The organism is Pseudomonas sp. efr-133-TYG-103a (assembly GCF_030209235.1).
GTDB lineage: Bacteria > Pseudomonadota > Gammaproteobacteria > Pseudomonadales > Pseudomonadaceae > Aquipseudomonas.
The window spans coordinates 48,597-68,690 of the sequence record NZ_JARVSK010000009.1 but is presented as its reverse complement, the minus strand read 5'-3'; the positions used below and the strand labels follow the sequence as shown (position 1 = coordinate 68,690).

Sequence of the window (20,094 nt, the reverse complement as noted above, 5' to 3'; positions counted from 1 at the left end):
GTCACCCACACGATCGCGCATCAAGACCGGACGCTTGAAAACACTCGAATAAAGCTACCTCCCATTTTCGTGGCGCGCGGCATTCTTGCCGTAGCGCAGGCCATTGCGTGCGAGTCCAGAACCATGTCAATCAACACTCCACAACAAATCGCTGAGATGACCGTCGAAGCGGGCGTCAAGAAGTCCCGTCTGCCCGCGCTGTCGATCATGGTGCTCGGCTTCCTTGCCGGGGCCTTCATCGCACTGGGCTTTCTGCTCGACATTCACGTCAGCACCATGATCCCCGGCCCTTGGGCCTCGCTGGGCAACCTGCTCGGTGCCGCAGTCTTCCCGATTGGCCTGATTCTGGTGATTCTGGCCGGCGGTGAATTGCTGACCGGCAACATGATGAGCCTGCCCACCGCCATGTTCGCCCGGCGGATCTCGGCGGGCGCCGTCGCTCGCAACTGGTTGCTGGTGACGTTCGCCAACCTGCTGGGCGCCCTGTTCATCGCCTACTTCTTCGGCCACGTGCTGGGGCTGACCGAAGGCGCGTACCTGAACAAAACCCTGGCCATCGCCAACGCCAAGGTGAGCGCCGACTTCGGTCAGGCCTTCATTTCCGGCATCGGTTGCAACTGGCTGGTGTGCCTGGCGGTCTGGCTGTCTTATGCGAGCAAAGACGTCACCGGCAAGATCCTCGGCATGTGGTTCCCGATCATGGCGTTCGTGGCCATCGGCTTCCAGCACGTGGTCGCGAACATGTTCGTGATCCCGGCAGCGATTTTTGCCGATGCGCTGAGCTGGACTCAATTCGTCGAGAACTTCGTCGCAGTGTTCCTCGGCAATGCCGTGGGAGGTGCAATTTTTGTCGGTCTGGCGTATTACGTGTCATATTCGAGGGCCACGCAGGCTCCGGTGACCGGCGATGGGGTTGCGACAATCGCGCAGCCCACGGGTCACAAGATTTAACGCTTCAGTCGCGCGCACCGTGAACCCGGTACGCGCGGCCTGCTTCTGCCACGCAGCACGCTGTCGAGATAAGCAATGTCAGATCGAATTCTGCTAGACGGGTTTTCACGCAAAGTCGATTACGTACGCATGTCGGTGACCGATCGCTGCGATTTTCGCTGCGTCTACTGCATGGCCGAAGACATGACCTTTCTGCCGCGTCAGCAGATCCTCTCGCTTGAAGAGATCCATCAACTGGCCGAGCGTTTCGTCGCGCTGGGCACCCGTAAAATTCGCCTTACCGGCGGCGAGCCGCTGGTCCGCGCAGGCATCGTCGGCCTGTGCAAGAACATCGCCGCGCTGCCCGGCCTGCGCGAACTGTGCATGACCACCAACGGCTCGCAGCTGGACAAACTCGCCGTACCGCTTTTCGAAGCCGGCCTGACGCGCCTCAATATCAGCCTGGACAGCCTGGACCCTGCGCTGTTCAAGGAACTGACCCGCACCGGCGAGCTGAGTAAAGTGATTGCCGGTATCGACGCGGCCATCGCCGCGGGCTTCCAACGCACGAAGCTCAATTGTGTGGTGATGCAGGGCCGCAACGATCACGAAATCAATGATCTGGTGGCGTTCGCCATCGATCGGGGCCTGGACATCACCTTCATCGAAGAGATGCCCCTGGGCGTGATCAGCGAACACAGCCGGGCCGAGTCCTTCTTCTCCAGCGAGCAGGTGCGTGAGCGCATCGCTGAACGCTACACGCTGATCCACTCCACCGAATCGACACAAGGCCCGTCGCGATACTGGCGGGTGGCCGAAGCGCCGGACATCCGCATCGGCTTCATCTCGCCCCACAGCCACAACTTCTGCGCCACCTGCAACCGGGTGCGCGTGACGGTCGAAGGCCGCTTGCTGTTGTGCCTGGGCAATGAACATTCGGCGGACCTCAAGGCCGTTCTTCGCGCCAACCCCGGCCAGCCGGAGAAGCTGGAAAAAGCGATCATCGACGCCATGCAGCTCAAGCCCTACCGCCACAACTTCGAGCTCAACGATGACGTGCAGGTCGTGCGCTTCATGAACATGACCGGCGGCTGACACGCGCCACACGTCCTTGCTCCAGTCACGCCCGTGCTGTTGCGATGTTCGGGGCAGCGGCTCAGTCCCGCCGGGGAGTACGCCCCGCCGCCAGTTCCAGCAAGGCCCCGGCGACATCGATCATTCGCTGACCCCGCTCCATCGATGATACGCGCAGCCGTTCATAGGCGTCGTGTTCACTGAGCTGGTATTCGTCCATCAACAATCGCTTGGCCCGTTCAACCAGCTTGCGTTCATTTAACGCCTGGCGGGCCTCGTCGCGCTCGTCATTGGCCGTCAGCAGGCGCCGCGTCTGCGAATGCAGCATCTCCAGCACCGACCGCCCCAAGTGATGACCCAAGCCATCACGCGGCACCGTGCTCAGGTCCAGCGCCTGGACATTGAACAGCAGCGCCTGATCTGCGCAGGCGGCACTCTCAAGGCTGACCAGCCGGCTGAGCAGCGTGCGATGGTTGTCCAGATCGGCGCGCGCCTGGCGGATGCTCGCCTGACAGGTGCTCGACAGCACCTGGGCCAGACGGGTTTCCACCTCGCGCATGGCATCGATACGGGCGGTGGTCAGGTCAAACCATATCTGCGACAGCGTCGGATCGACCCGCTCGCTTTCGGACGTCTTCAGCGCCACGGTCCTGAGCCGGGTCACCTGCGCCGAGGTGTCGCTGGCCTGCAGGTTCAGCCACAGGCGCCATGCTTCATCATCGGCAAACTCGGCGAACGTCTGAAAGCAGAGTTCCTGCCCCTGCACCAGATGTTCGATGCGCTCGCGCACCAGCGTATCGAAAAAACCCGCCGCGAAACCGTTCACCCCGATCGCGCGCTCCTGCCCCGCCAGCTCCTTGCCCTGCATGAAATTGAACAGCGCCACCAGCACGCGGGTGACAGGAGGATCGATCGCTGTGTCGGCCGCCTCGAATACCACTGCCAGCAACCCGCCGATCAGGCGCGTCAGTGCCGCCGTGGCCTCGACCGGGGTCAGGCGCTGATCGCGAATGCGTCGGCGCAAGCCCGGCAGATCGTCGAGCGCGTGCATGACGAACGCCAGACGGTTGAACAGCCGCGCACGGTCCGAAGCGCTCGCCGATTCCAGATCGATGCCGTCAAAACAGGCGACGACACGCTGCTCGACGGCGCTGGCCTGCGCGCTCAATGCATCAAGCCGGGGCAATTGACGAGTGTCCTTGCTGCCCAGATAGACATTCGAATACCCCCGCTCGCGCTGCAAGGCATGCACCCATTGGCTGATCAGCGTGACCAGCTCACAGGTCTGCGCCAGGCCCTCCAGCCCCGCCAGCTCGCTGCGCCGGGCGGCGAGCATGAAACGCAAAGCCGGCGGCATGTGGGTGTCGGTCATACGCGTCAATTCTCAGGCAGGAAACCGACCAATCATGCAAAAGCAGGGCCTTTGCCGGTCTTCAGCCACTGTCTGGCCTCAGCCTTGTTGCGTCAGGGCTTCAAAGGCTTCCTCGATGTCGCTGGCTCGCGTCGGACGAACCAGCCGCGTGACCTCCTGGCCATCGCGCATGAACACCAGCGTTGGCCAGAGTTTGACGCGGAACGAGCGGCCCAGACGGCGACCGCTGCCGTCTTCGATTTTCAGCCGGCGTACCTGCGGATAGTCCGCACTCACCTCACCGATCAACGGTTGTGCGGCAGTACAGTGCCCGCACCAGTTGGTGCCGAATTCGATGACGCTGGCGCCAGCCAATGCATCCACGTCGGCGCGAGTGAGGGTTTCTGGAACGTAGGGCTGGCCGGACATTTCAACTCCCGATGAGGCGTGCGTCGCCTCGTGGCTGTTCATGGATGGGCGTTTCAGGAATGCGTGCTGGGTGATCGCCTGGCGGCAAGTCTAACCACGCACGCGGTGATGAAACAAAGACCCGCCAGGGCAGCAGCGGTTTCCTAGACATCAAACCACCGATCACTTTCATTTGAATAGTGACTTGCACAATGAAAGCCACATCGTTAGATTACACCCATCATTTAGAAGCCGTCACCGGTTTCGGAGGTCTGGTCATGAAGAAGAAAAGTTTCGCCGACATGCCCTGCCCGATCGCCCACAGCCTGGAACACGTGGGTGACTGGTGGAACATTCTGATCCTGCGTGACATGTCTTACGGCCTGAGCCGGTTCGATGAATTTCAGAAAAGTCTGGGCATCGCCAGCAATACCCTCACCCGTCGCCTCCAGGGGCTGATGGCGTCGGGGCTGGTCGAGCGCTGCGCCTACAGCGACAAACCGATCCGTTATGACTATCTGCTGACCGAACGTGGACGCGATTTTCGCCCTGTGGTCCTGACGCTCATGAAATGGGGCAGCCAGCATTTCTCGGACAACGGCTCGAACATCGAGCTGATCGACGAAACCACCGGCGAGCCCGTCGACCTGGTGCTGGCCGACGCCAACACCGGCAAGCGCATCAGCATGCGCGATCACAGCCTGCGCTACAAAGGCGAAGACAGTATTTCCGCGTGGCGCCTGGAGACGAGCCGCGCCCGTCGCGATGCCTATCGCAAGCACCTTCCCCCTTCCCAACCTCTGCTGATCAACAGGTAATCCGCGATGAACAACCCCCAGACCGTCACCGAGCCCGCCGCCGCTGCTGCGCCGTCGAAACCCGCCCGGGGCAAACGCTTGATGCTGTTGCTGCTGGTGGCCGTCATCGTCGTCGGTGCCGTGATTTTCGGCCTGCACTGGTGGACGGTCGGGCGTTTCCTCGAGTCGACCGACGATGCCTACGTCGGCGGCGATGTCACGGTGATCGGGCCCAAAGTCCCGGGTTACATCACCGCATTGAAGGTGGTCGACAACCAGTTCGTCCACGCCGGCGATCTACTGGTGAAGATCGATGATCGCGATTACCTGGCCGCGCTGGCCAAGGCCGAAGGCGCGGTGGCCGCGCAAGAAGCGTTGCTTGCCAACCTGGATGCCACCGAGCAGTTGCAGCATGCGGTGGTGAGCCAGGCGAAAGCCGGCATCGACGCCGCGAACGCCGAAACTGTGCGCTCTCGCGATGACCAGAAGCGTTATGAGGTGCTGTCGGGCCGCTCGGCCGTGTCGATCGAAAGCTTCCAGCGTGCCGACGCCACCTATAAGACCGCCCAGGCCAACGGCGCCCGCGCGCAGGCTTCCATGCTCGCTTCGCAACGCCAGTTGGACGTCATCGCCACGCAGAAACAACAAGCCCGCGCGGCCCTGGCCCAGGCCCGCGCCGAACGTGACCTGGCTCGTCTCAATGTGGCCTACACCGAGCTTCGCGCACCGGTCGACGGCGTGATCGGCAATCGCCGGGCGCGCGTGGGCGCCTACGCGAGCGCCGGCTCACAGCTGCTGTCCGTAGTGCCCGCGACCGGGCTGTGGGTCGACGCCAACTTCAAGGAAGACCAACTGACGCACATGCAAGTCGGCCAGGCCGTCACCATCGAAGCCGACGTATTGCCGGGCCAGGTTTTCCACGGTCATCTGGACAGTCTGGCGCCCGCGACCGGCTCGCAGTTCAGTGTCCTGCCGCCGGAAAACGCCACCGGCAACTTCACCAAGATCGTCCAGCGGGTGCCGGTGCGGGTGTACCTGGACGGCGACGACGGCAACCTCGGCAAATTGCGTCCGGGGCTCTCGGTGATTGCCCAGGTCGATACCAAGGCCGTGGCGCGCAATGACGGCGCGCAAGCCGGCAACGTCGCCAGCGCGGCCGACGGGAAAACCGCGCCATGAGTGCCACTCCCGCCAATCCCGGCGCTGCGGCAGCGCGACGCAACGGCCCAGTCGACGCGGCCTCGATGCCGACGATGGCGAAAGTGTTGGCGTTCGCGAGCATGTGCCTGGGCATGTTCATCGCCCTGCTGGACATCCAGATCGTGTCGGCCTCGCTGCGTGACATCGGCGGCGGCCTCTCGGCGGGCTCCGATGAAACGGCCTGGGTGCAGACCAGTTACCTGATCGCTGAAATCGTCGTGATCCCACTTTCCGGCTGGCTTGCCCGGGTGTTCTCCACACGCTGGTTGTTTTGCGCTTCTGCGGTGGGATTCACCCTCGCCAGCCTGTTGTGCGGTCTGGCCTGGAACATCCAGAGCATGATCGCCTTCCGCGCGTTGCAGGGGTTTCTCGGGGGCTCGATGATCCCCATGGTGTTCACCTCGGCCTTCATGTTCTTCACCGGCAAACAGCGGGTGATCGCGGCTTCGACCATCGGCGCCATCGCTTCCCTCGCCCCGACGCTGGGGCCGGTGATCGGCGGCTGGATCACCGACGTGTCGTCGTGGCACTGGCTGTTCTACATCAATCTGGTGCCGGGTATCTTCGTCGCGGTCGCGGTGCCGATGCTGGTCAACATCGATTCGATGGACCTCAAGCTGCTGCGGGGCGCCGATTACATCAGCATGGTGTTTCTCGCGCTGTTCCTCGGTTGCCTGGAGTACACCCTCGAAGAGGGACCGCGCTGGAACTGGTTCAGCGACCAGACCATCCTCACCACCGCGTGGGTGTCCGGCGTCGCCGCACTGGCGTTCATCAGCCGCACGCTGTTGGTGAAAAATCCGGTGGTGGACCTGCGCGCCTTGAGCGACCGCAACTTTGCGCTGGGCTGTTTTTTCTCGTTCGTCACCGGGATCGGTCTGTTCGCGACGATTTATCTGACGCCGCTGTTTCTGGGTCGGGTTCGCGGGTACAGCGCGCTGGAAATCGGTGAAGCGGTGTTTTCCACCGGCGTGTTTCAGCTCGCTGCCATTCCGGTGTACGGGTTTCTGGCCAACCGCGTCGATCTGCGCTGGATCATGATGTTCGGGCTGTCACTGTTTGCGTTGTCGATGTGGGACTTCTCGCCGATCACCCATGACTGGGGCGGCCATGAACTGTTGCTGCCGCAAGCCATTCGCGGCTTTGCCCAGCAGATGGCGGTGCCGCCAACGGTCACGCTGACACTGGGCAGCCTGCACCCCTCACGCCTGAAACAGGCCTCGGGTTTGTTCAATCTGATGCGCAACCTGGGCGGCGCCATCGGCATTGCGGCCTGCGCCACGATCCTCAACGACCGTACCAACCTGCACTTCACTCATCTGGCCGAGCACCTTAATACCCGCAATGAGGCGATGAACAACTGGTTGAGCACCGTCACCGGCAACTTCGCCAATCTGGGACAGAGCGCCGCTGATGCCAGCCATTCCGCACTGCACCAGCTCTGGTTGCTGACGTACCGTGAAGCGCAGACGCAGACCTATGCGGATGCGTTCCTGGCGATCATGGTCTGCTTCATCGTCGCGGTTGCCATGGTGCCGTTGATGCACAAGGTCGTGCCACCGAAAGCCCCGTCAGCCGACGCGCACTGACCGACGAGACCGCCCTCACCATGACCACCCACTCATTTGCGCACTCTGTCTGGAGGACAGCCCCATGACCGCTCCGGCCTCTCGCTTTAACCGCAGTGGCGTCTTCGCCTTCGGCGCGCTGTTCACTGCCCTGGTCGGCTGCACAGTGGGCCCGGACTACCAGCGCCCGCCAGACAGCCTGACCGCCACGTACCAGAATCAGTCACTGCTCCAGCAACGGGTTGGCGAGACGCCGGCCCCCGCACTGGACAGCTGGTGGACCGGGTTCAACGATCCCGAATTGAACCGGATCGTTCAGCGTGCACTGGATCAGAACCTCGATCTGGCCGCCTCGTTTGCGCGGGTCGAACAGGCGCGGGCGGTCGCGCAACAGGCCGGCGCCATTCGCCTGCCTCAAGGCGCGCTGGATGCGCGGGTGGTGCGTCAGCGTCAGTCTATCGAGAGCCCTCAAGGTGAGGTGGGCAGCGCATTTCCCGGTTACGATCGCAATCAGACGCTGGAAACCCTCGGCGTCGGCGCCAGCTGGGAAGCGGATCTGGCCGGCGGTCTGAAGCGTGGCGAAGAGTCAGCGATCGACGAGGCCCAGGCGGCCGAGGCCAGTCATGCAGGCGTGCGCATTTCGGTCGCCGCCGAAGCGGCGGACGCCTACTTCCGCATCCGAGGCGCCCAACAGCGCCTGGCGGTTGCACAGGATCAGATCAACACACAGGACAACCTGCTGAACCTGATCAACGACCGCATGGGCAGTGGCCTCGCGACCCATCGCGAGCAAGCGCAGGCTCAGGCGCTGGTGTCGCAAGCGCGCGCGACGCTCCCGCCCCTGCGCACCGAGCTCGCCACCCAGCTCAACCGGCTCGATGTCCTGATGGGCGCGCAGCCCGGCACTTGGTCGCGCACACTCAGCGACAGCGCCCAGCCTTACAGCGTGCCGACCATCATCGACAGTCAGGGACCGGCGGAGCTGCTGCGGCGCAGGCCCGACGTGATCGCGGCCGAGCGCCGACTGGCAGCGTCGAACGCGCGCATCGGTGCGGCAATGTCCGAGTATTACCCGAAGGTTTCGTTGTCCGGTCTGCTGGGCTTCGACACGGTCCACAGCGGTGAATTGTTCACCTCGTCGGCCTTTCAGCCGCAGGCGATCCTCGGCCTGCATTGGCGCTTGTTCGACTTTGGCCGCGTGGATGCGCAAGTCGCGCAAGCCAAAGGCGCCAATGCTCAAGCCCTCGCCGAATACCGCCAGGCAATGCTCAAAGCCACCGAAGACGTGGAAAACGCCATCGTCACGCTGGTCGAGCTGGAACGGCAACGGGTCGAGGTGGATCAGGAAGTCGCTGCGCACCAGACCGCACGCGATGCCGCGCAGGACGCCTACACCGGTGGCGCGATCAGCCTGGTCGAAGTGCTGGATGAGGACCGCCAGTTGCTGACCTCTCGCGATCAACTGGCGCAATTACGCGCCAACGACGCGCGCGCGGCCGTGTCGACTTTCCGCGCGCTTGGCGGCGGTTGGCCTCAGGCGAAACGGGACGTGACGAAACAATGAATCGCGCAACGGACGGCGGTGGACAGCCACGACAACGATGGCGACAGAACCTGCGCCTTCGTGAGCAAGCTCACTCCCACAGAGCTCTCCGGGTATTCCCGGACTCTCCGGCCACACCCAAATCCCGCAGGAGCGCGCTTGCCCCGGCCGGTCGAAACCCCGAACCCTCGCAACACCCACCTGTAGGAGCGAGCTTGCTCGCGAAGAGGCCCGCAGAGCTGCCGCAACGGTGGCGGTAAACTTTCAGAAACTCACTCCCGCAAGGCCCTTCCATGGCGCCTTCGCGGCAGTGATCGGTATCCGCTCAGCCCTTGATGAAGCCCAGCAGGATTTCGTTGATTTCTTCGGGCTGGACGTTGCACATGCCGTGGGAACCGCCTTTGACCACGTGCAGGGTCGAGCCCTTCACCAGTTCGTGGCTCTTGTAGCCCGACGCAACGATCGGCACGATCTGGTCGTCGTCGCCGTGCAGAATCAACGTCGGCACATCGATCTTTTTCAGGTCTTCGGTGAAGTCGGTCTCCGAGAACGCCTTGATGCAATCGAACTCGCCCTTGACGCTGCCGAGCATGCCGAGCGCCCAGAACGAGTCGATGGCGCCTTGAGAAACCTTGGCACCGTCGCGGTTGAAACCGAAGAACGGCACGGCCAGGTCTTTGAAAAACTGTGAGCGGTCGGCGGTGAAGCCTGCACGAATCCCGTCAAACACCTCCATGGGCAGGCCCTCAGGGTTGGCGGCGGTTTTCAGCATGATCGGCGGAACGGCGCCGATCAACACGGCCTTGGCCACACGCGACGAACCGTGGCGGCCGATGTAACGGGCCACTTCGCCGCCACCGGTGGAATGCCCGATCATGATCGCGTCTTTGAGGTCCAGCGCTTCGAACAACTGCGCCAGGTCATCGGCGTAGCTGTCCATGTCGTTGCCATCCCAGGTCTGGCCAGAGCGGCCGTGACCACGACGGTCATGGGCAATGACGCGATACCCTTTCTGGCCAAGGAACAGCATCTGTGCATCCCATGCATCGCCGTCCAGCGGCCAGCCGTGGGAGAACACGATAGGCTGGCCAGTGCCCCAGTCCTTGTAGAAAAACTCGGTGCCGTCTTTCAGCGTCAGAATAGACATGAAGCGCAATCTCCGGGAAATATGCAGGGAACGTACAGCGTAGACCGGGATTGTGACGATGCATTGAAGAAATGTGCTTGTTTACAGGCGTTCCGCAGCCTGCAGTGGCCTCTTCCCGGCTGAAGCCGGTCCTACAGACGCTGCAGGCCTTTCGTAGGACCGGCTTTAGCCGGGAAGGCGTCGGATGTTGCGCCGGCAATCAATGGGGCGTTCCACACTTCCACCGGAAACATCCGCGTGAGCGCGGCCAAAATGCGCCGCCAACGTAATCGTGCCGCCGCTAGAGTTGCATCCCGTCCCGCGCGATGAGCACATTGCCCGGCAGTGCCGCAGCTTGCTCGATCAGCCAGGCATCCAGGGTGTGGCCGATGTGGGTCAGCACGCCGCGCCTTGGCTGCAGGTTGTCGATGATCTGCAGGGCCAGGGTCAGGTCGTTGTGATTGCGGGGGGCTTGCGCCTGGGGCGGCATCGAGCAGTCGAGGATCAGCAGATCGAGCGACTGGCGCCGCAGAAATGCCGCCGTCTCCTCCGGCAAGCCGACGGTGTCGGTCAGGTAGGCGACACGACGCCCGCCGCCTTCGAGCAGGTAACCCAGCGTCGGCCTGGAATGCACCAGCGGCAACGCCGTCACTTGCAGCTCAGCGAATGCGCGGCTTTCGAACGGCATGAACGGCTGACTGAAATCCAGTATTCCCGGGTGTTTGTACAGGTCCGCCAGCCCTTCCGGATCCGCCGGCCCATGCACCGGGATCACCAGCCCCTGCCCCCAGCGCAGGTGCAGCAGACCCTGCGCATGGTCAGCGTGGTAATGGGTCTGAAAGATGCCGCTCAGCGTGCGCGGCGCAAAGCGTTCGGTCAGGTCCGTGAGGCCGCTGTCGATCAACCAGCGTTGCCCCTCCAACTCGACCAGCGCGCAACAGGGCCGCCGGCGCAACTGCGAGTCCGCATGCGCTGCCTCGCACGCCCGACACTGGCACCCGTAGACCGGCACTTGCCGCGCATCCCCCGTTCCCAGCAAGGTCAGGCGCATGCGTGCTCCCGGTCGATGCGCTGCAGCAACCGCGCGACGGTCTGATCGAGCGCGCCGGAATTGTCCAGCAGCATCAATGAAGGATTGTGCTCGATCAGGTCATCGGCAAACTGCGCATTACGGGCCAGGCGCGCTTCGATCTCCTGCGGCGATTCACGGCCGCGTTCCAGCAAGCGATGACGCAGGACCACCTGATCGACGCTGAGCAAGACCACCAGCATGTCGGGATAACGCTCGCGGGCCTGGGACAGATGCCCGCGCGAGCCATTGACCAGCACGTCATGCCCGTCGCCCAGCCATTGATCGATATCTTTGCCGATGCCGTAATGCAGGCCGTTGGCAAACCAGCTCAGGGCAAATGCACCCTGAGCCTGCATCTCGCTGAATTGCTCGACGCTGACCGCCTGGGCGGCCTCGCCCCTGGCTTCCGCGGACCGGGTGATGACGCGGCGCACGATCCGGCAGCCGCGGGCGGCCATGGGTTCGCGCGCGGCATCGAGCAGGCTGTCCTTGCCCGAACCGGACGGTCCGATGAGATAGATCAACCTGCCTGCCATCAAAACACCCTCTTCGCTTGCCGCCAGACCTGCTGAATGACCGGTAATGTGCCCACTGCACGGGCGTGGATCAGGTCGCCGCGCAAGCCGCTGCGGATTTCACCCCGGTCATGCAGCCCCGCTGAACGCGCAGGCGCCAGGCTGACCGTGGTCACCGCGCGCGCCAGACCGGCGCCTGGCAGCGCACCGCCGCGATCCTGCTGCGCCGCCTGTTCCAACTGATCGCCCAGGGCGAACGCCGCCTGCAGCAGGCTGGCCGGATAGTAATCGCTGGACAGAATATCCAGTAGCCCTTCTTTAGCAAGGGTAGCCGCTGCGATGTTGCCCGAGTGCGAACCGCCACGAACGATGTTCGGCGCGCCCATCAGTACGCTCATGTCCAGTCGGCGGCAGGCTTGCGCCGCTTCCAGTGTCGTCGGGAATTCAGCGATGGTCATGCCGTAAGCTGCGGACTCCTCGACGTGCTCCACCGTGGCGTCATCATGGCTGGCGACCGACAGACCGCGGGCCAGGCAGATATCGACGATCGCCTTGCGGTAACGGTCGCTGTAAATCTTCGAGTTGGCGACCTGTTCGACGATGAACGCGTCCATCTGCTCGCTGCTCAGGTGATATTTACCCATGTAGTACTCGCGGTATTTGGATTCAAGGGCAAACTGACGCTGACCCGGCGAGTGGTCCATGGTCGACACCAGTTGCACCAGCGGCTGCTCAACCAGATCGCGGAACACGCTGAGCGTGTCCGGGTGACAGACCTCGCAGCGCAGGTGCAGGCGATGCTCGGCGCGGGTCATGTCGGCGGCGTTGGCGCTGGCGATTGCCTCGACCATACCGGGCAATTGCTGCATGCGCTTGCCCTTGGGATTCACATCCCCGATCGACAACGCGTCGAACACCGTCGTGATGCCCGCGGCGATGATCTGCGCATCGTGGCTCATGACCGCCGAGGCCGACGGCCAGTCCACGCCGGGACGCGGGCTCAAGTGTTTTTCCAGATTGTCGGTGTGCAGTTCCACCAGTCCCGGCAGCAGGTAGTCGCCGTCCAGGTTCTGCGCCTGTGGCAGGTAACTGACGCCACGGTCGACGTCGTCGATCAGGCCGTCGCGCAATACCACGGTGCCTGTGAACACCTGATCGGCGGTGACGATGCGCGCATTGGTCAGAATCTGTTCGTTCAGCATTGCTGCAACTCCTTGGCCGTCAGGCTCTTGTCGGACAGTGCTTGCGGGGTCATGTCCAGATGGCGATCCGATACCGCTTCGCGGGCCAGACGGTCGTGGAAGATGCCGATCACCGCAGTGCCGGCGCTCTTGGCCTCATTGATCAGTTCGAGCACCACCTGACGGTTGCCGTCATCCAGCGATGCGGTGGGTTCGTCCAGCAGCATCACCGGCCAGGGCACCATGAAGCCTCGGGCGATGTTGACGCGTTGCTGCTCGCCGCCGGAAAACGTACCCGGCGCCAGCTGCCACAGGCGCTGGGGAATGTTCAGGCGGCTCAACAGATGTTCGGCACGGGCCTGGGCCTCCTCACGGTGCCAGCCTCGGGCAAGCGCCGGCTCCATCACCACGTCCAGCGTCGCCACCCGAGGAATCACCCGCAAAAACTGGCTGACATAGCCAAGTGTCTGCTGACGCACGGCCAGCACATCGCGCGGCACGGCGCCGACCAGCTCCAGCCACTGGCCCTGGTGTTGCACGCGAATGCTCCCGCCCGCTGGCAGATAGTTGCCATACAGCGTACGCAGCAGCGTGCTCTTGCCTGCCCCGGAATGCCCGTGCAACACCAGGCATTCACCGCCACGCACCGAGAAACTCAGGCCGCGCAGCACATTGAGCACCACCCCGTTCTGCTGATGCAGGGTAAAGGTCTTCGAGAGGTCACGGACCTCGATCAGCGTGTTCATCAAAGCCACTCCATAAGCCGGATCAGGGCGGTCATCAAGGTTGCAGCACCGAAGACACCAGCAACTGCGAATACGGGTGTTGCGGATCGTCGAGGATCTGATCGGTCAGCCCGGTTTCCACCACGCGCGAACGGCGCATGACCATCAGCCGGTCAGCCAGCAATCGCGCCACGGCCAGATCGTGGGTGACGATCACCACCGCCAGATCCAGTTCGCGGACCAGCCCGCGCATCAGGTCAAGCAGGCGCGCCTGCACCGAGACATCCAGCCCGCCGGTCGGCTCATCCATGAACACCAGTCGCGGCCCGGAAACCAGGTTGCGGGCGATCTGCAGGCGCTGCTGCATGCCGCCGGAAAAGGTCCTTGGCAAGTCGTCGATACGCGCCGGATCGATTTCCACCTGATCGAGCCAGTCGAGACCCGCGGCGCGCAGTTGCTGATAATGGCGGATGCCCTGAGCCATCAGCCGCTCGCCGATGTTGGCGCCGGCCGACACCGCCATGCGCAGGCCGTCACGGGGGTTCTGTTCGACGAACCCCCACTCGGTGCGCAGCAACGTCCGGCGCTCGGCTTCGCTGGCGCTGTAAAGGTCCAGCCACGTCCCCTGCGTCGTGCGGTAATCGATCACCCCGCTGTCCGGCGGACAACGCCCGCTGAGCAACGAAAGCAGTGTCGATTTGCCGGAGCCGGACTCGCCGACGATGCCCAGTACTTCGCCCGGGTAGAGCTCGAAACTCACGTCCTGACAGCCCTTTTCCGGGCCATACAACTTGCTCAGGCCGTTGACCTTGAGCAGCGGCAGCGCCGGGTCGGCGGCCACGGCCTGATGAACCTTCTGAGCTGCGTTCATTGGCCTGTCCTCCCTTCGTTGACGCGCTGGGCGCAGTAATCGGTGTCCGAGCAGACGAAGCGCTGGGTGCCCTGATCATCCAGAATCAGTTCATCGAGGAACGAGTCATGACTGCCGCAGATGGCGCAGTTATGTGCCCATTTCTGCACCTCGAACGGGTGGTCCTCGAAATCCAGGCTGGTGACGCGGGTGAAGGGCGGGACGGCGTACAGGCGTTTCTCGCGACCGGCGCCGAACAGCATCAGCGCCGGGCTCATGTCGAGTTTCGGGTTATCGAATTTGGGGATCGGCGACGGGTCCATCACGTAGCGCTCGTCCACCGTCACCGGATAGGCGTAAGCCGTGGCGATGTGGCCGAAGGTGGCGATGTCTTCGTAGAGCTTGACGTGCATCACGCCGTAGTCGTTCAGCGCGTGCATGGTGCGGGTCTCGGTTTCCGAGGGCTCGATGAACCTCAGCGGCTCGGGAATCGGCACCTGATACACCATGATCTGGTCGCTGTGCAGCGGCGTTTCCGGAATCCGGTGGCGGGTCTGGATGATCGTCGCTTCAGGCGTACGCTCGGTGGTCGCGACACCGGCGGTGCGCGCGAAGAAGCGGCGAATCGACACCGCGTTGGTGGTGTCGTCGGCGCCCTGGTCGATGACCTTGAGCACGTCTTCTGCGCCCAGAATGGCCGCGGTGAGTTGCATGCCACCGGTACCCCAGCCGTACGGCAGCGGCATTTCACGACCGCCGAATGGCACCTGATAGCCGGGAATCGCCACCGCCTTGAGCAGGCCGCGACGGATCATGCGTTTGGTCTGTTCATCCAGATAGGCGAAGTTGTAAGCCTCATCGCGGGATTCCCGGGGTGAGCGACGAGGTTGCGTAGCAGCGTTCATCGGGCTTGCTCCTTGGCAGGCGTGCGCAGTTTGCGGATCAGCTCCAGTTCGGCCTGGAAGTCGACGTAGTGCGGCAGCTTGAGGTGCGAGACGAAGCCGTTGGCTTCAACGTTGTCGCAGTGCGCCAGGACGAATTCCTCCTGCTGCGCCGGTGAGACGATTTCTTCGGCGTACTCGCCGGCACGCAGGGAGCGATCCACCAGCGCCATGCCCATGGCCTTGCGTTCGGCATGCCCGAAGGCCAGACCGTAGCCGCGGGTGAACTGCGGCAGTTCGCTGGCGGAGCCGACGAACTGGTTGACCATTTCGCATTCGGTGACTTCGATCGCGCCGATGGAGATCGGGAAACCCAGCTCTTCCGGCTCGATCCAGACGTCCACTTCACCCACGCGGATTTCCCCCGCGAAGGGATGATTGCGGCCATAGCCGCGTTGCGTGGAATAACCCAGCGCCAACAGGAAGCCCTCGTCGCCGCGGGTCAGCGCCTGCAGACGCTCGGCGCGGCTGGCCGGGTATTCCAGCGGCTCGCGGGTGATGTCGGCGACCGGCGCGCCGGTATCGGCCTCCTCCTTGATCAGCCCTTCCCTGGCCAGCAGCCCCAGTACCCGCGGGCACGCCTCGACGCGGGCATCGGCGCGGGTCTGCGGCCCTGCATGGTCGCCTTCGGCGAGCAGGCTGAAATCCAGCAGGCGGTGGGTGTAGTCGAAGGTCGGGCCGAGCAACTGGCCGCCGGGCACGTCCTTGAACGTGGCCGACAGACGACGGTTGAGCAGCATGTTCGAGGTGTCGATCGGCAAGCTTGCGCAAAAGCGCGGCAAGGTGGTGCGATAGGCGCGCAGCAGGAAGATCGCTTCCACCAGATCGCCGGCTGCCTGCTTGATGGCCAGCGCGGCCAGTTCTTCGTCGTACAGCGAACCTTCGGTCATGACCCTGGCCACGGCCAGCGGCAGCTGTTGCTGGATCTGCGCGACGGCAAGCTCGGCGACCGACGTGTCGCCCCGGCGTTTTTTGGCCAGCAGCTTGTGGGCGTTATCGATGGCCTGCTCGCCACCCTTGACGGCAACGTACATCAGGCACCTCCCTTGGCAACAGCGGGTTTGAAGGCGACCTGAGTGCTGCGTGGCAGGCCCATCAGCTCGCTGCCCGCGAGAAAAAACACATCGATGCCGCGGGGAAAATCGTTACGCGAGTCGCGCTCTTCCCAGAAAGCTTCCTGCAGCGGCAGACTGACGTGGTTCTGGTTCTCGATGCCGGGCCCGCGCAGCGCCACCTGACGGCCGCCCTGCAGGCTCGGCAGCTGAATCAGCAGCGTGCACGATTGATCCGGGTAACGGTCGTTGCCCAGGTCGAACCCGCTGAGGTCGTGCAGCTGGCTGTCATCGAGCAGCGCAAAGCGTGCGTTCTGGCGGTCGCTGACAATCGGGCAACCGCAATGAAATGTCAGGTTGGCGCGGATCGCCTGAGTGTCGAAGGCGGGCGCCAGCCACAGCGGCGTGTCGACATCCAGCAATGCCAGGCACATGGCGTGGCTTGCCGCCGCGAGCCCCTCCAGGTGCGGCGGAGTCTGTGCGCTCAACAGGCTCTGGGCGACGCCGGGACCGGCCAGTGCCTTGAGCGCCGCGCGAAAGCTGCGCTGCGAATCAAGCACCGGATCAGCGAAAGCAGGCTGTAACAACGACGCAGTAACGAGAGAGGTGCTCATCAGTTTTCTCCTCTGACCAGCGTGAAGAAGTCCACTTTGGTCGCGGCGGTTTCGGCTTGTTGTTGTGAACGGCGTTCGGCGTGGGCCAGCGCCAGCGGTTCGATCAGCTCACGCATCCAGTGAGCCTGTTGCGCGCCTTGCAGATGCGCGTCGGCCAGCGCTGCGAGTTCGGCCAGCGCCTTGTCGCGACCGGCCAGGTAGCTGTAACCGGTGCGCCCGTCGGCCAGCCGCACCACACAGCGGGTGACGCTCATTTCGCCGACATTGAACGGCGCGCCGTTGCCGCCCATGCGCCCACGCACCAGGGCCATGCCGATTTCCGGCGCGCGGATCAGTTGATACTCGGCATCGCGCAGGGCGGCCTCGTGAGGCAGCAACTCGGCGCGGCGGCTGCGCGACAGCACGCCGATCCAGTGTTGACGGGCCGCCTGTTCGGGCGCGGTGTCGAAAGCGGATGTTGCAGTCATCGAAGGCATCTCCATCAGGTGACGATCTGATACTGAAAGCGGTCGGAGCGGCTGGTGGAATGAGCGATTTCCACGGGCTGTCCGCTGGCATCGCGGGAAAGGGTGAGCACGGTCAGCGCGGGCAGATGGCGCGGCATCAGCAGCACGCTGGCCTCTTCCCGACTGGGCAGACGCGCCCCGATCAGGCTGAACGTGCGGGTCAGCGCAAGGTTGCGCGCGGCCAGAAACTCGCGCACCGAGCCACTCTGGTAGTCCGCCAGCAGGCCGGCGCGCGTGGCGCAATAACGGTGGCGAATCAAACTCACCGGCTGACCGTCGAGGCGGCGCAGGGTCTGCAGTTCGATCAGCGGCGCGTGCTCTTCCAGGCCCAGATGCTCGGCTTCTTCACGCGTGGCCACACACCGGCGGCGCTGCAACAGAACCGCTTCGACGCCATGGCCCAAGGCAGAAAGCGACTGGCTGTAGGCGCTCTGCGCCGCCACCGGATACACCAGCGGGCGTCCCAGCACTTGCGTGCCTTTGCCTTGGCGACGCAGCAGGCAACCTTCGCGCACCAGTTCATCGATGGCGCGGCGGATGGTGTGGCGATTGACGTCGAAGCGTGCCGCGAGCCGGGTTTCGGCCGGCAGGTATTCGCCCGCGATGTAGCTGCCGAGTTCGCTGCGCAGGGTTTCTGCCAGTTCGCGGTACATCGGTTCACGGCACTCGGGGTCAGCTTGTCTAGACAAATGCATGGCTAAAAAAAAGGGTTCGCACCCTCTCCTGTCGTGATCGTTAAATGAATTGCTTGCGCAGGCGCTGGGAGAAGATGTCAATCACACTGACCACCACGATGATCACCAGCAGCACTGCGCAGGTCTGGGGGAACTGGAACGCGCGGATGTTTTCCCAGAGGATCACGCCGATGCCGCCGGCGCCGACCATGCCCACCACCGTGGCCGAGCGCACGTTCGACTCGAAGCGGTAGAGCGCATAGGAAATCCACAGCGGCATGACCTGCGGAATGACACCGAAGATCACTTCCTGCAGCGCACTGGCGCCGGTCGCCCGCACCCCTTCCACGGGACCTGGGTCGATGGCCTCGACCGCTTCGGCGAACAGTTTGGCAAGCACGCCAGTGGTGCTGATCCACAGCGCCAGCACACCGGCGAACGGACCCAGGCCGACCGCGACGACGAAGAGCATCGCGAAGACCATTTCATTGATCGAACGGAAGGCGTCCATCACCCGGCGCAGCGGCTGGTGAATCCACCACGGCGTGATGTTGTCCGCGCACAGCACACCCAGCGGCACCGAGCAGACGATCGCCAGCAGCGTGCCCCACAGCGCGATGTGCACGGTGACGATCATTTCCTTGAGGTAGGCGCGCCATTCGTGGAAATCCGGTGGGAAGAAATCCCCGGCGAAGGTCGCCATGTTGCCGGCGTCGCGATACAGCGCCAGCGGGTTCATTTCGGCGCCGTGCCAGGCCCAGCCCATCACGGCCAGAAACAGGCCCCAGCCCAGGTATTGCAGCCAGTTGCGCTTGCCCCCGGCGGTTTCAAGGTATGCAGCGTGAGTGGTCATAAACGGTCCCGTTGGCTAACACTCGAACAGCGATATCGGGCGCGGCGCCCACCTGCAGCGGCGCCGCGCCGGTCACGTCAGCCCGCCTTGGCGGTGCTCTGTTTTTCCAGTTCGGAAATACGGTCCTGCAGCCTGGTCAGGCCGGCGTCGATCTCTTTCAGGCGCGCGGTTTTTTCATCGGCGCTCAAGCTGGTGCTGGCGGTGGTTTCGGTCTTCTGCTTGAACAGTTCAAGCTGGCGGATGGTTAGCAGCTGGTCATCCGAAGACTTGAGGAATTTGCCCATCTGCATGTTCTTCAACACGCTCTTTTCTTCCTCGGTGTCGCCGTAGTGCGCGAAGAAATCGCGGATCTTGTTCTTGGTCGCGTCGGACATGCCTTTGCGCCAGACCATCGGGTCGGCCGGGATGATCGGCGACTTCCAGATCACTTTGAGCAGGGCTGCCTTGTCCGGCTGAGTGACCTCCAGACGGTCCCAGCTTTCAGTGTTGAAGGTGGCGACATCCAGCTGCCCCTTGGCCACGCTCAGGGCGTTGACTTCGTGGCTGGAATTGAGCGTGCGTTTGAAGGCGGTGGCGGCGTCTACGTTGTTCTTGGCGAACACGTAATAGCCCGGGACCAGATAGCCGGACGTGGAGTTCGGATCACCGTTGCCGAAGGTCAGCTCCTTGGCGTGCTTGAGCATGTCCTCGACCGAATTGATCGGGCTGTCCTTGCGCGCGATGATCACGCTCCAGTAGCCCGGCGCACCATTGGCGGCGGCGGTCTGGGCGAAAATTTCGCCGCCCGAGCGGTCGACCGCCTCCATCGCCGCCTTGTTGCCCAGCCAGGCCACGTCGACCTTGTTGAAACGCATGCCCTGGATCAGGCCCGCGTAGTCGGAGGCGAAAGTGGCGTTGACGTTCAGGCCGGTCTTTTTCGACATGTCGTCGAGAAACGGCTGCCAGACGCTTTTCAGGTTTTGCGAAGACTCGGTGGACATGATGCCGAAGTTGATTGTGCTTTCGTCTGCCTGCGCGGCGCCTGTGAGGCAACCGGCAACAAGGGCGGCAGACGCGAGCACGCGACCGATACGGTTCAACATGGAGAGCTCCTGAAACGTGGGTTGAGGTGTTG

The 20,094-nt window shown here is 63.5% G+C and carries 21 protein-coding genes; 6 read left to right on the top strand and 15 right to left on the bottom strand.

Going from position 1 to position 20,094, the window contains the following annotated elements:
* The first annotated feature begins 123 nt into the window (after nucleotides 1-123).
* The gene (locus QRN36_RS07695; RefSeq protein WP_285423515.1) at nucleotides 124-951 is read left to right on the top strand and encodes a formate/nitrite transporter family protein; all 828 of its coding nucleotides are present in this window, start codon (nucleotides 124-126) and stop codon (nucleotides 949-951) included.
* Between the two features lie 75 nt (nucleotides 952-1,026).
* Nucleotides 1,027-2,025, top strand: coding sequence for a GTP 3',8-cyclase MoaA (gene moaA, locus QRN36_RS07690; protein WP_093458752.1), 999 nt, complete (start codon nucleotides 1,027-1,029; stop codon nucleotides 2,023-2,025).
* Between the two features lie 61 nt (nucleotides 2,026-2,086).
* Here the strand turns inward: moaA and QRN36_RS07685 are convergent, their stop codons facing one another.
* Together QRN36_RS07685 and QRN36_RS07680 are read right to left on the bottom strand one after the other, a co-directional pair.
* Nucleotides 2,087-3,376 (bottom strand): nitrate regulatory protein, encoded by a 1,290-nt coding sequence (locus QRN36_RS07685; protein ID WP_285423514.1) that lies wholly within the window; start codon nucleotides 3,374-3,376, stop codon nucleotides 2,087-2,089.
* A gap of 78 nt (nucleotides 3,377-3,454) precedes the next feature.
* A complete protein-coding gene (locus tag QRN36_RS07680) occupies nucleotides 3,455-3,784 on the bottom strand; it encodes a thioredoxin family protein (RefSeq protein ID WP_285423513.1) in 330 nt (109 codons plus the stop codon).
* Nucleotides 3,785-4,041: 257 nt separating this feature from the next.
* Here QRN36_RS07680 and QRN36_RS07675 point away from each other — a divergent pair, with 257 nt between their 5' ends.
* The 4 genes from QRN36_RS07675 to QRN36_RS07660 all read left to right on the top strand — a co-directional run bounded on the left by QRN36_RS07675 (nucleotide 4,042) and on the right by QRN36_RS07660 (nucleotide 8,892).
* Nucleotides 4,042-4,581 (top strand): helix-turn-helix domain-containing protein, encoded by a 540-nt coding sequence (locus QRN36_RS07675; RefSeq protein WP_285423512.1) that lies wholly within the window; start codon nucleotides 4,042-4,044, stop codon nucleotides 4,579-4,581.
* Between the two features lie 6 nt (nucleotides 4,582-4,587).
* Nucleotides 4,588-5,739 carry an HlyD family secretion protein gene (locus tag QRN36_RS07670; protein WP_285423511.1) on the top strand — a complete coding sequence of 384 codons (1,152 nt, stop codon included), beginning with the start codon at nucleotides 4,588-4,590 and terminating at the stop codon, nucleotides 5,737-5,739.
* Nucleotides 5,736-7,349: a DHA2 family efflux MFS transporter permease subunit gene (locus QRN36_RS07665; RefSeq protein WP_373568715.1), complete on the top strand. Its 1,614-nt coding sequence runs from the start codon at nucleotides 5,736-5,738 to the stop codon at nucleotides 7,347-7,349. The genes QRN36_RS07670 and QRN36_RS07665 overlap by 4 nt, the downstream gene beginning before the upstream one ends.
* Before the next feature lie 64 nt (nucleotides 7,350-7,413).
* Nucleotides 7,414-8,892, top strand: a complete 1,479-nt coding sequence (locus QRN36_RS07660) for an efflux transporter outer membrane subunit (RefSeq protein WP_285423510.1) — start codon at nucleotides 7,414-7,416, stop codon at nucleotides 8,890-8,892.
* Between the two features lie 304 nt (nucleotides 8,893-9,196).
* Here QRN36_RS07660 and QRN36_RS07655 read toward each other — a convergent pair whose 3' ends face one another.
* The 13 genes from QRN36_RS07655 to phnD all read right to left on the bottom strand — a co-directional run bounded on the left by QRN36_RS07655 (nucleotide 9,197) and on the right by phnD (nucleotide 20,062).
* A complete protein-coding gene (locus tag QRN36_RS07655; protein WP_285423509.1) occupies nucleotides 9,197-10,018 on the bottom strand; it encodes an alpha/beta fold hydrolase in 822 nt (273 codons plus the stop codon).
* A 280-nt stretch (nucleotides 10,019-10,298) separates the two neighbouring features.
* Complete coding sequence (gene phnP / locus QRN36_RS07650; protein WP_285423508.1) at nucleotides 10,299-11,048, bottom strand: phosphonate metabolism protein PhnP; 750 nt, start codon at nucleotides 11,046-11,048, stop codon at nucleotides 10,299-10,301.
* Complete coding sequence (gene phnN / locus QRN36_RS07645) at nucleotides 11,039-11,605, bottom strand: phosphonate metabolism protein/1,5-bisphosphokinase (PRPP-forming) PhnN (RefSeq protein ID WP_285423507.1); 567 nt, start codon at nucleotides 11,603-11,605, stop codon at nucleotides 11,039-11,041. The genes phnP and phnN overlap by 10 nt, the downstream gene beginning before the upstream one ends.
* The gene (locus tag QRN36_RS07640) at nucleotides 11,605-12,786 is read right to left on the bottom strand and encodes an alpha-D-ribose 1-methylphosphonate 5-triphosphate diphosphatase (RefSeq protein WP_285423506.1); all 1,182 of its coding nucleotides are present in this window, start codon (nucleotides 12,784-12,786) and stop codon (nucleotides 11,605-11,607) included. Before QRN36_RS07640 ends, phnN begins: the two co-directional genes overlap by 1 nt.
* Entirely contained in the window at nucleotides 12,780-13,511 is a 732-nt protein-coding gene (gene phnL, locus QRN36_RS07635) for a phosphonate C-P lyase system protein PhnL (RefSeq protein ID WP_285423504.1), read from the bottom strand. Before phnL ends, QRN36_RS07640 begins: the two co-directional genes overlap by 7 nt.
* Before the next feature lie 34 nt (nucleotides 13,512-13,545).
* On the bottom strand, nucleotides 13,546-14,361 hold the full coding sequence (phnK, locus tag QRN36_RS07630) for a phosphonate C-P lyase system protein PhnK (RefSeq protein WP_285423503.1): 816 nt from the start codon (nucleotides 14,359-14,361) through the stop codon (nucleotides 13,546-13,548).
* Entirely contained in the window at nucleotides 14,358-15,245 is an 888-nt protein-coding gene (locus QRN36_RS07625; protein ID WP_285423502.1) for an alpha-D-ribose 1-methylphosphonate 5-phosphate C-P-lyase PhnJ, read from the bottom strand. The genes phnK and QRN36_RS07625 overlap by 4 nt, the downstream gene beginning before the upstream one ends.
* Nucleotides 15,242-16,315: a carbon-phosphorus lyase complex subunit PhnI gene (locus tag QRN36_RS07620; protein ID WP_285423501.1), complete on the bottom strand. Its 1,074-nt coding sequence runs from the start codon at nucleotides 16,313-16,315 to the stop codon at nucleotides 15,242-15,244. Before QRN36_RS07620 ends, QRN36_RS07625 begins: the two co-directional genes overlap by 4 nt.
* Entirely contained in the window at nucleotides 16,315-16,947 is a 633-nt protein-coding gene (phnH, locus tag QRN36_RS07615; protein WP_285423500.1) for a phosphonate C-P lyase system protein PhnH, read from the bottom strand. Before phnH ends, QRN36_RS07620 begins: the two co-directional genes overlap by 1 nt.
* The gene (gene phnG / locus QRN36_RS07610; protein ID WP_285423499.1) at nucleotides 16,947-17,414 is read right to left on the bottom strand and encodes a phosphonate C-P lyase system protein PhnG; all 468 of its coding nucleotides are present in this window, start codon (nucleotides 17,412-17,414) and stop codon (nucleotides 16,947-16,949) included. The genes phnH and phnG overlap by 1 nt, the downstream gene beginning before the upstream one ends.
* Before the next feature lie 14 nt (nucleotides 17,415-17,428).
* The gene (phnF, locus tag QRN36_RS07605) at nucleotides 17,429-18,148 is read right to left on the bottom strand and encodes a phosphonate metabolism transcriptional regulator PhnF (protein ID WP_285423498.1); all 720 of its coding nucleotides are present in this window, start codon (nucleotides 18,146-18,148) and stop codon (nucleotides 17,429-17,431) included.
* A 40-nt stretch (nucleotides 18,149-18,188) separates the two neighbouring features.
* Nucleotides 18,189-18,980: a phosphonate ABC transporter, permease protein PhnE gene (gene phnE, locus QRN36_RS07600; RefSeq protein ID WP_285423497.1), complete on the bottom strand. Its 792-nt coding sequence runs from the start codon at nucleotides 18,978-18,980 to the stop codon at nucleotides 18,189-18,191.
* Between the two features lie 77 nt (nucleotides 18,981-19,057).
* Nucleotides 19,058-20,062, bottom strand: a complete 1,005-nt coding sequence (gene phnD, locus QRN36_RS07595) for a phosphonate ABC transporter substrate-binding protein (protein ID WP_285423496.1) — start codon at nucleotides 20,060-20,062, stop codon at nucleotides 19,058-19,060.
* Between the last annotated feature and the right edge of the window lie 32 nt (nucleotides 20,063-20,094).

Bases quoted from the DNA above. Each gene is read 5' to 3' on its own strand.
- QRN36_RS07670 (WP_285423511.1), top strand. From the start codon at position 4,588: ATGAACAACCCCCAGACCGTCACCGAGCCCGCCGCCGCTGCTGCGCCG.
- phnH (WP_285423500.1), bottom strand. From the start codon at position 16,947: ATGAGCACCTCTCTCGTTACTGCGTCGTTGTTACAGCCTGCTTTCGCT.
- QRN36_RS07680 (WP_285423513.1), bottom strand. From the start codon at position 3,784: ATGTCCGGCCAGCCCTACGTTCCAGAAACCCTCACTCGCGCCGACGTG.
- phnN (WP_285423507.1), bottom strand. From the start codon at position 11,605: ATGGCAGGCAGGTTGATCTATCTCATCGGACCGTCCGGTTCGGGCAAG.
- QRN36_RS07640 (WP_285423506.1), bottom strand. From the start codon at position 12,786: ATGCTGAACGAACAGATTCTGACCAATGCGCGCATCGTCACCGCCGAT.
- QRN36_RS07695 (WP_285423515.1), top strand. From the start codon at position 124: ATGTCAATCAACACTCCACAACAAATCGCTGAGATGACCGTCGAAGCG.
- phnG (WP_285423499.1), bottom strand. From the start codon at position 17,414: ATGACTGCAACATCCGCTTTCGACACCGCGCCCGAACAGGCGGCCCGT.
- phnF (WP_285423498.1), bottom strand. From the start codon at position 18,148: ATGCATTTGTCTAGACAAGCTGACCCCGAGTGCCGTGAACCGATGTAC.
- QRN36_RS07660 (WP_285423510.1), top strand. From the start codon at position 7,414: ATGACCGCTCCGGCCTCTCGCTTTAACCGCAGTGGCGTCTTCGCCTTC.
- QRN36_RS07620 (WP_285423501.1), bottom strand. From the start codon at position 16,315: ATGTACGTTGCCGTCAAGGGTGGCGAGCAGGCCATCGATAACGCCCAC.
- phnL (WP_285423504.1), bottom strand. From the start codon at position 13,511: ATGAACACGCTGATCGAGGTCCGTGACCTCTCGAAGACCTTTACCCTG.
- QRN36_RS07655 (WP_285423509.1), bottom strand. From the start codon at position 10,018: ATGTCTATTCTGACGCTGAAAGACGGCACCGAGTTTTTCTACAAGGAC.
- QRN36_RS07675 (WP_285423512.1), top strand. From the start codon at position 4,042: ATGAAGAAGAAAAGTTTCGCCGACATGCCCTGCCCGATCGCCCACAGC.
- phnE (WP_285423497.1), bottom strand. From the start codon at position 18,980: ATGACCACTCACGCTGCATACCTTGAAACCGCCGGGGGCAAGCGCAAC.
- QRN36_RS07625 (WP_285423502.1), bottom strand. From the start codon at position 15,245: ATGAACGCTGCTACGCAACCTCGTCGCTCACCCCGGGAATCCCGCGAT.
- QRN36_RS07665 (WP_373568715.1), top strand. From the start codon at position 5,736: ATGAGTGCCACTCCCGCCAATCCCGGCGCTGCGGCAGCGCGACGCAAC.
- phnD (WP_285423496.1), bottom strand. From the start codon at position 20,062: ATGTTGAACCGTATCGGTCGCGTGCTCGCGTCTGCCGCCCTTGTTGCC.
- phnK (WP_285423503.1), bottom strand. From the start codon at position 14,361: ATGAACGCAGCTCAGAAGGTTCATCAGGCCGTGGCCGCCGACCCGGCG.
- phnP (WP_285423508.1), bottom strand. From the start codon at position 11,048: ATGCGCCTGACCTTGCTGGGAACGGGGGATGCGCGGCAAGTGCCGGTC.
- QRN36_RS07685 (WP_285423514.1), bottom strand. From the start codon at position 3,376: ATGACCGACACCCACATGCCGCCGGCTTTGCGTTTCATGCTCGCCGCC.
- moaA (WP_093458752.1), top strand. From the start codon at position 1,027: ATGTCAGATCGAATTCTGCTAGACGGGTTTTCACGCAAAGTCGATTAC.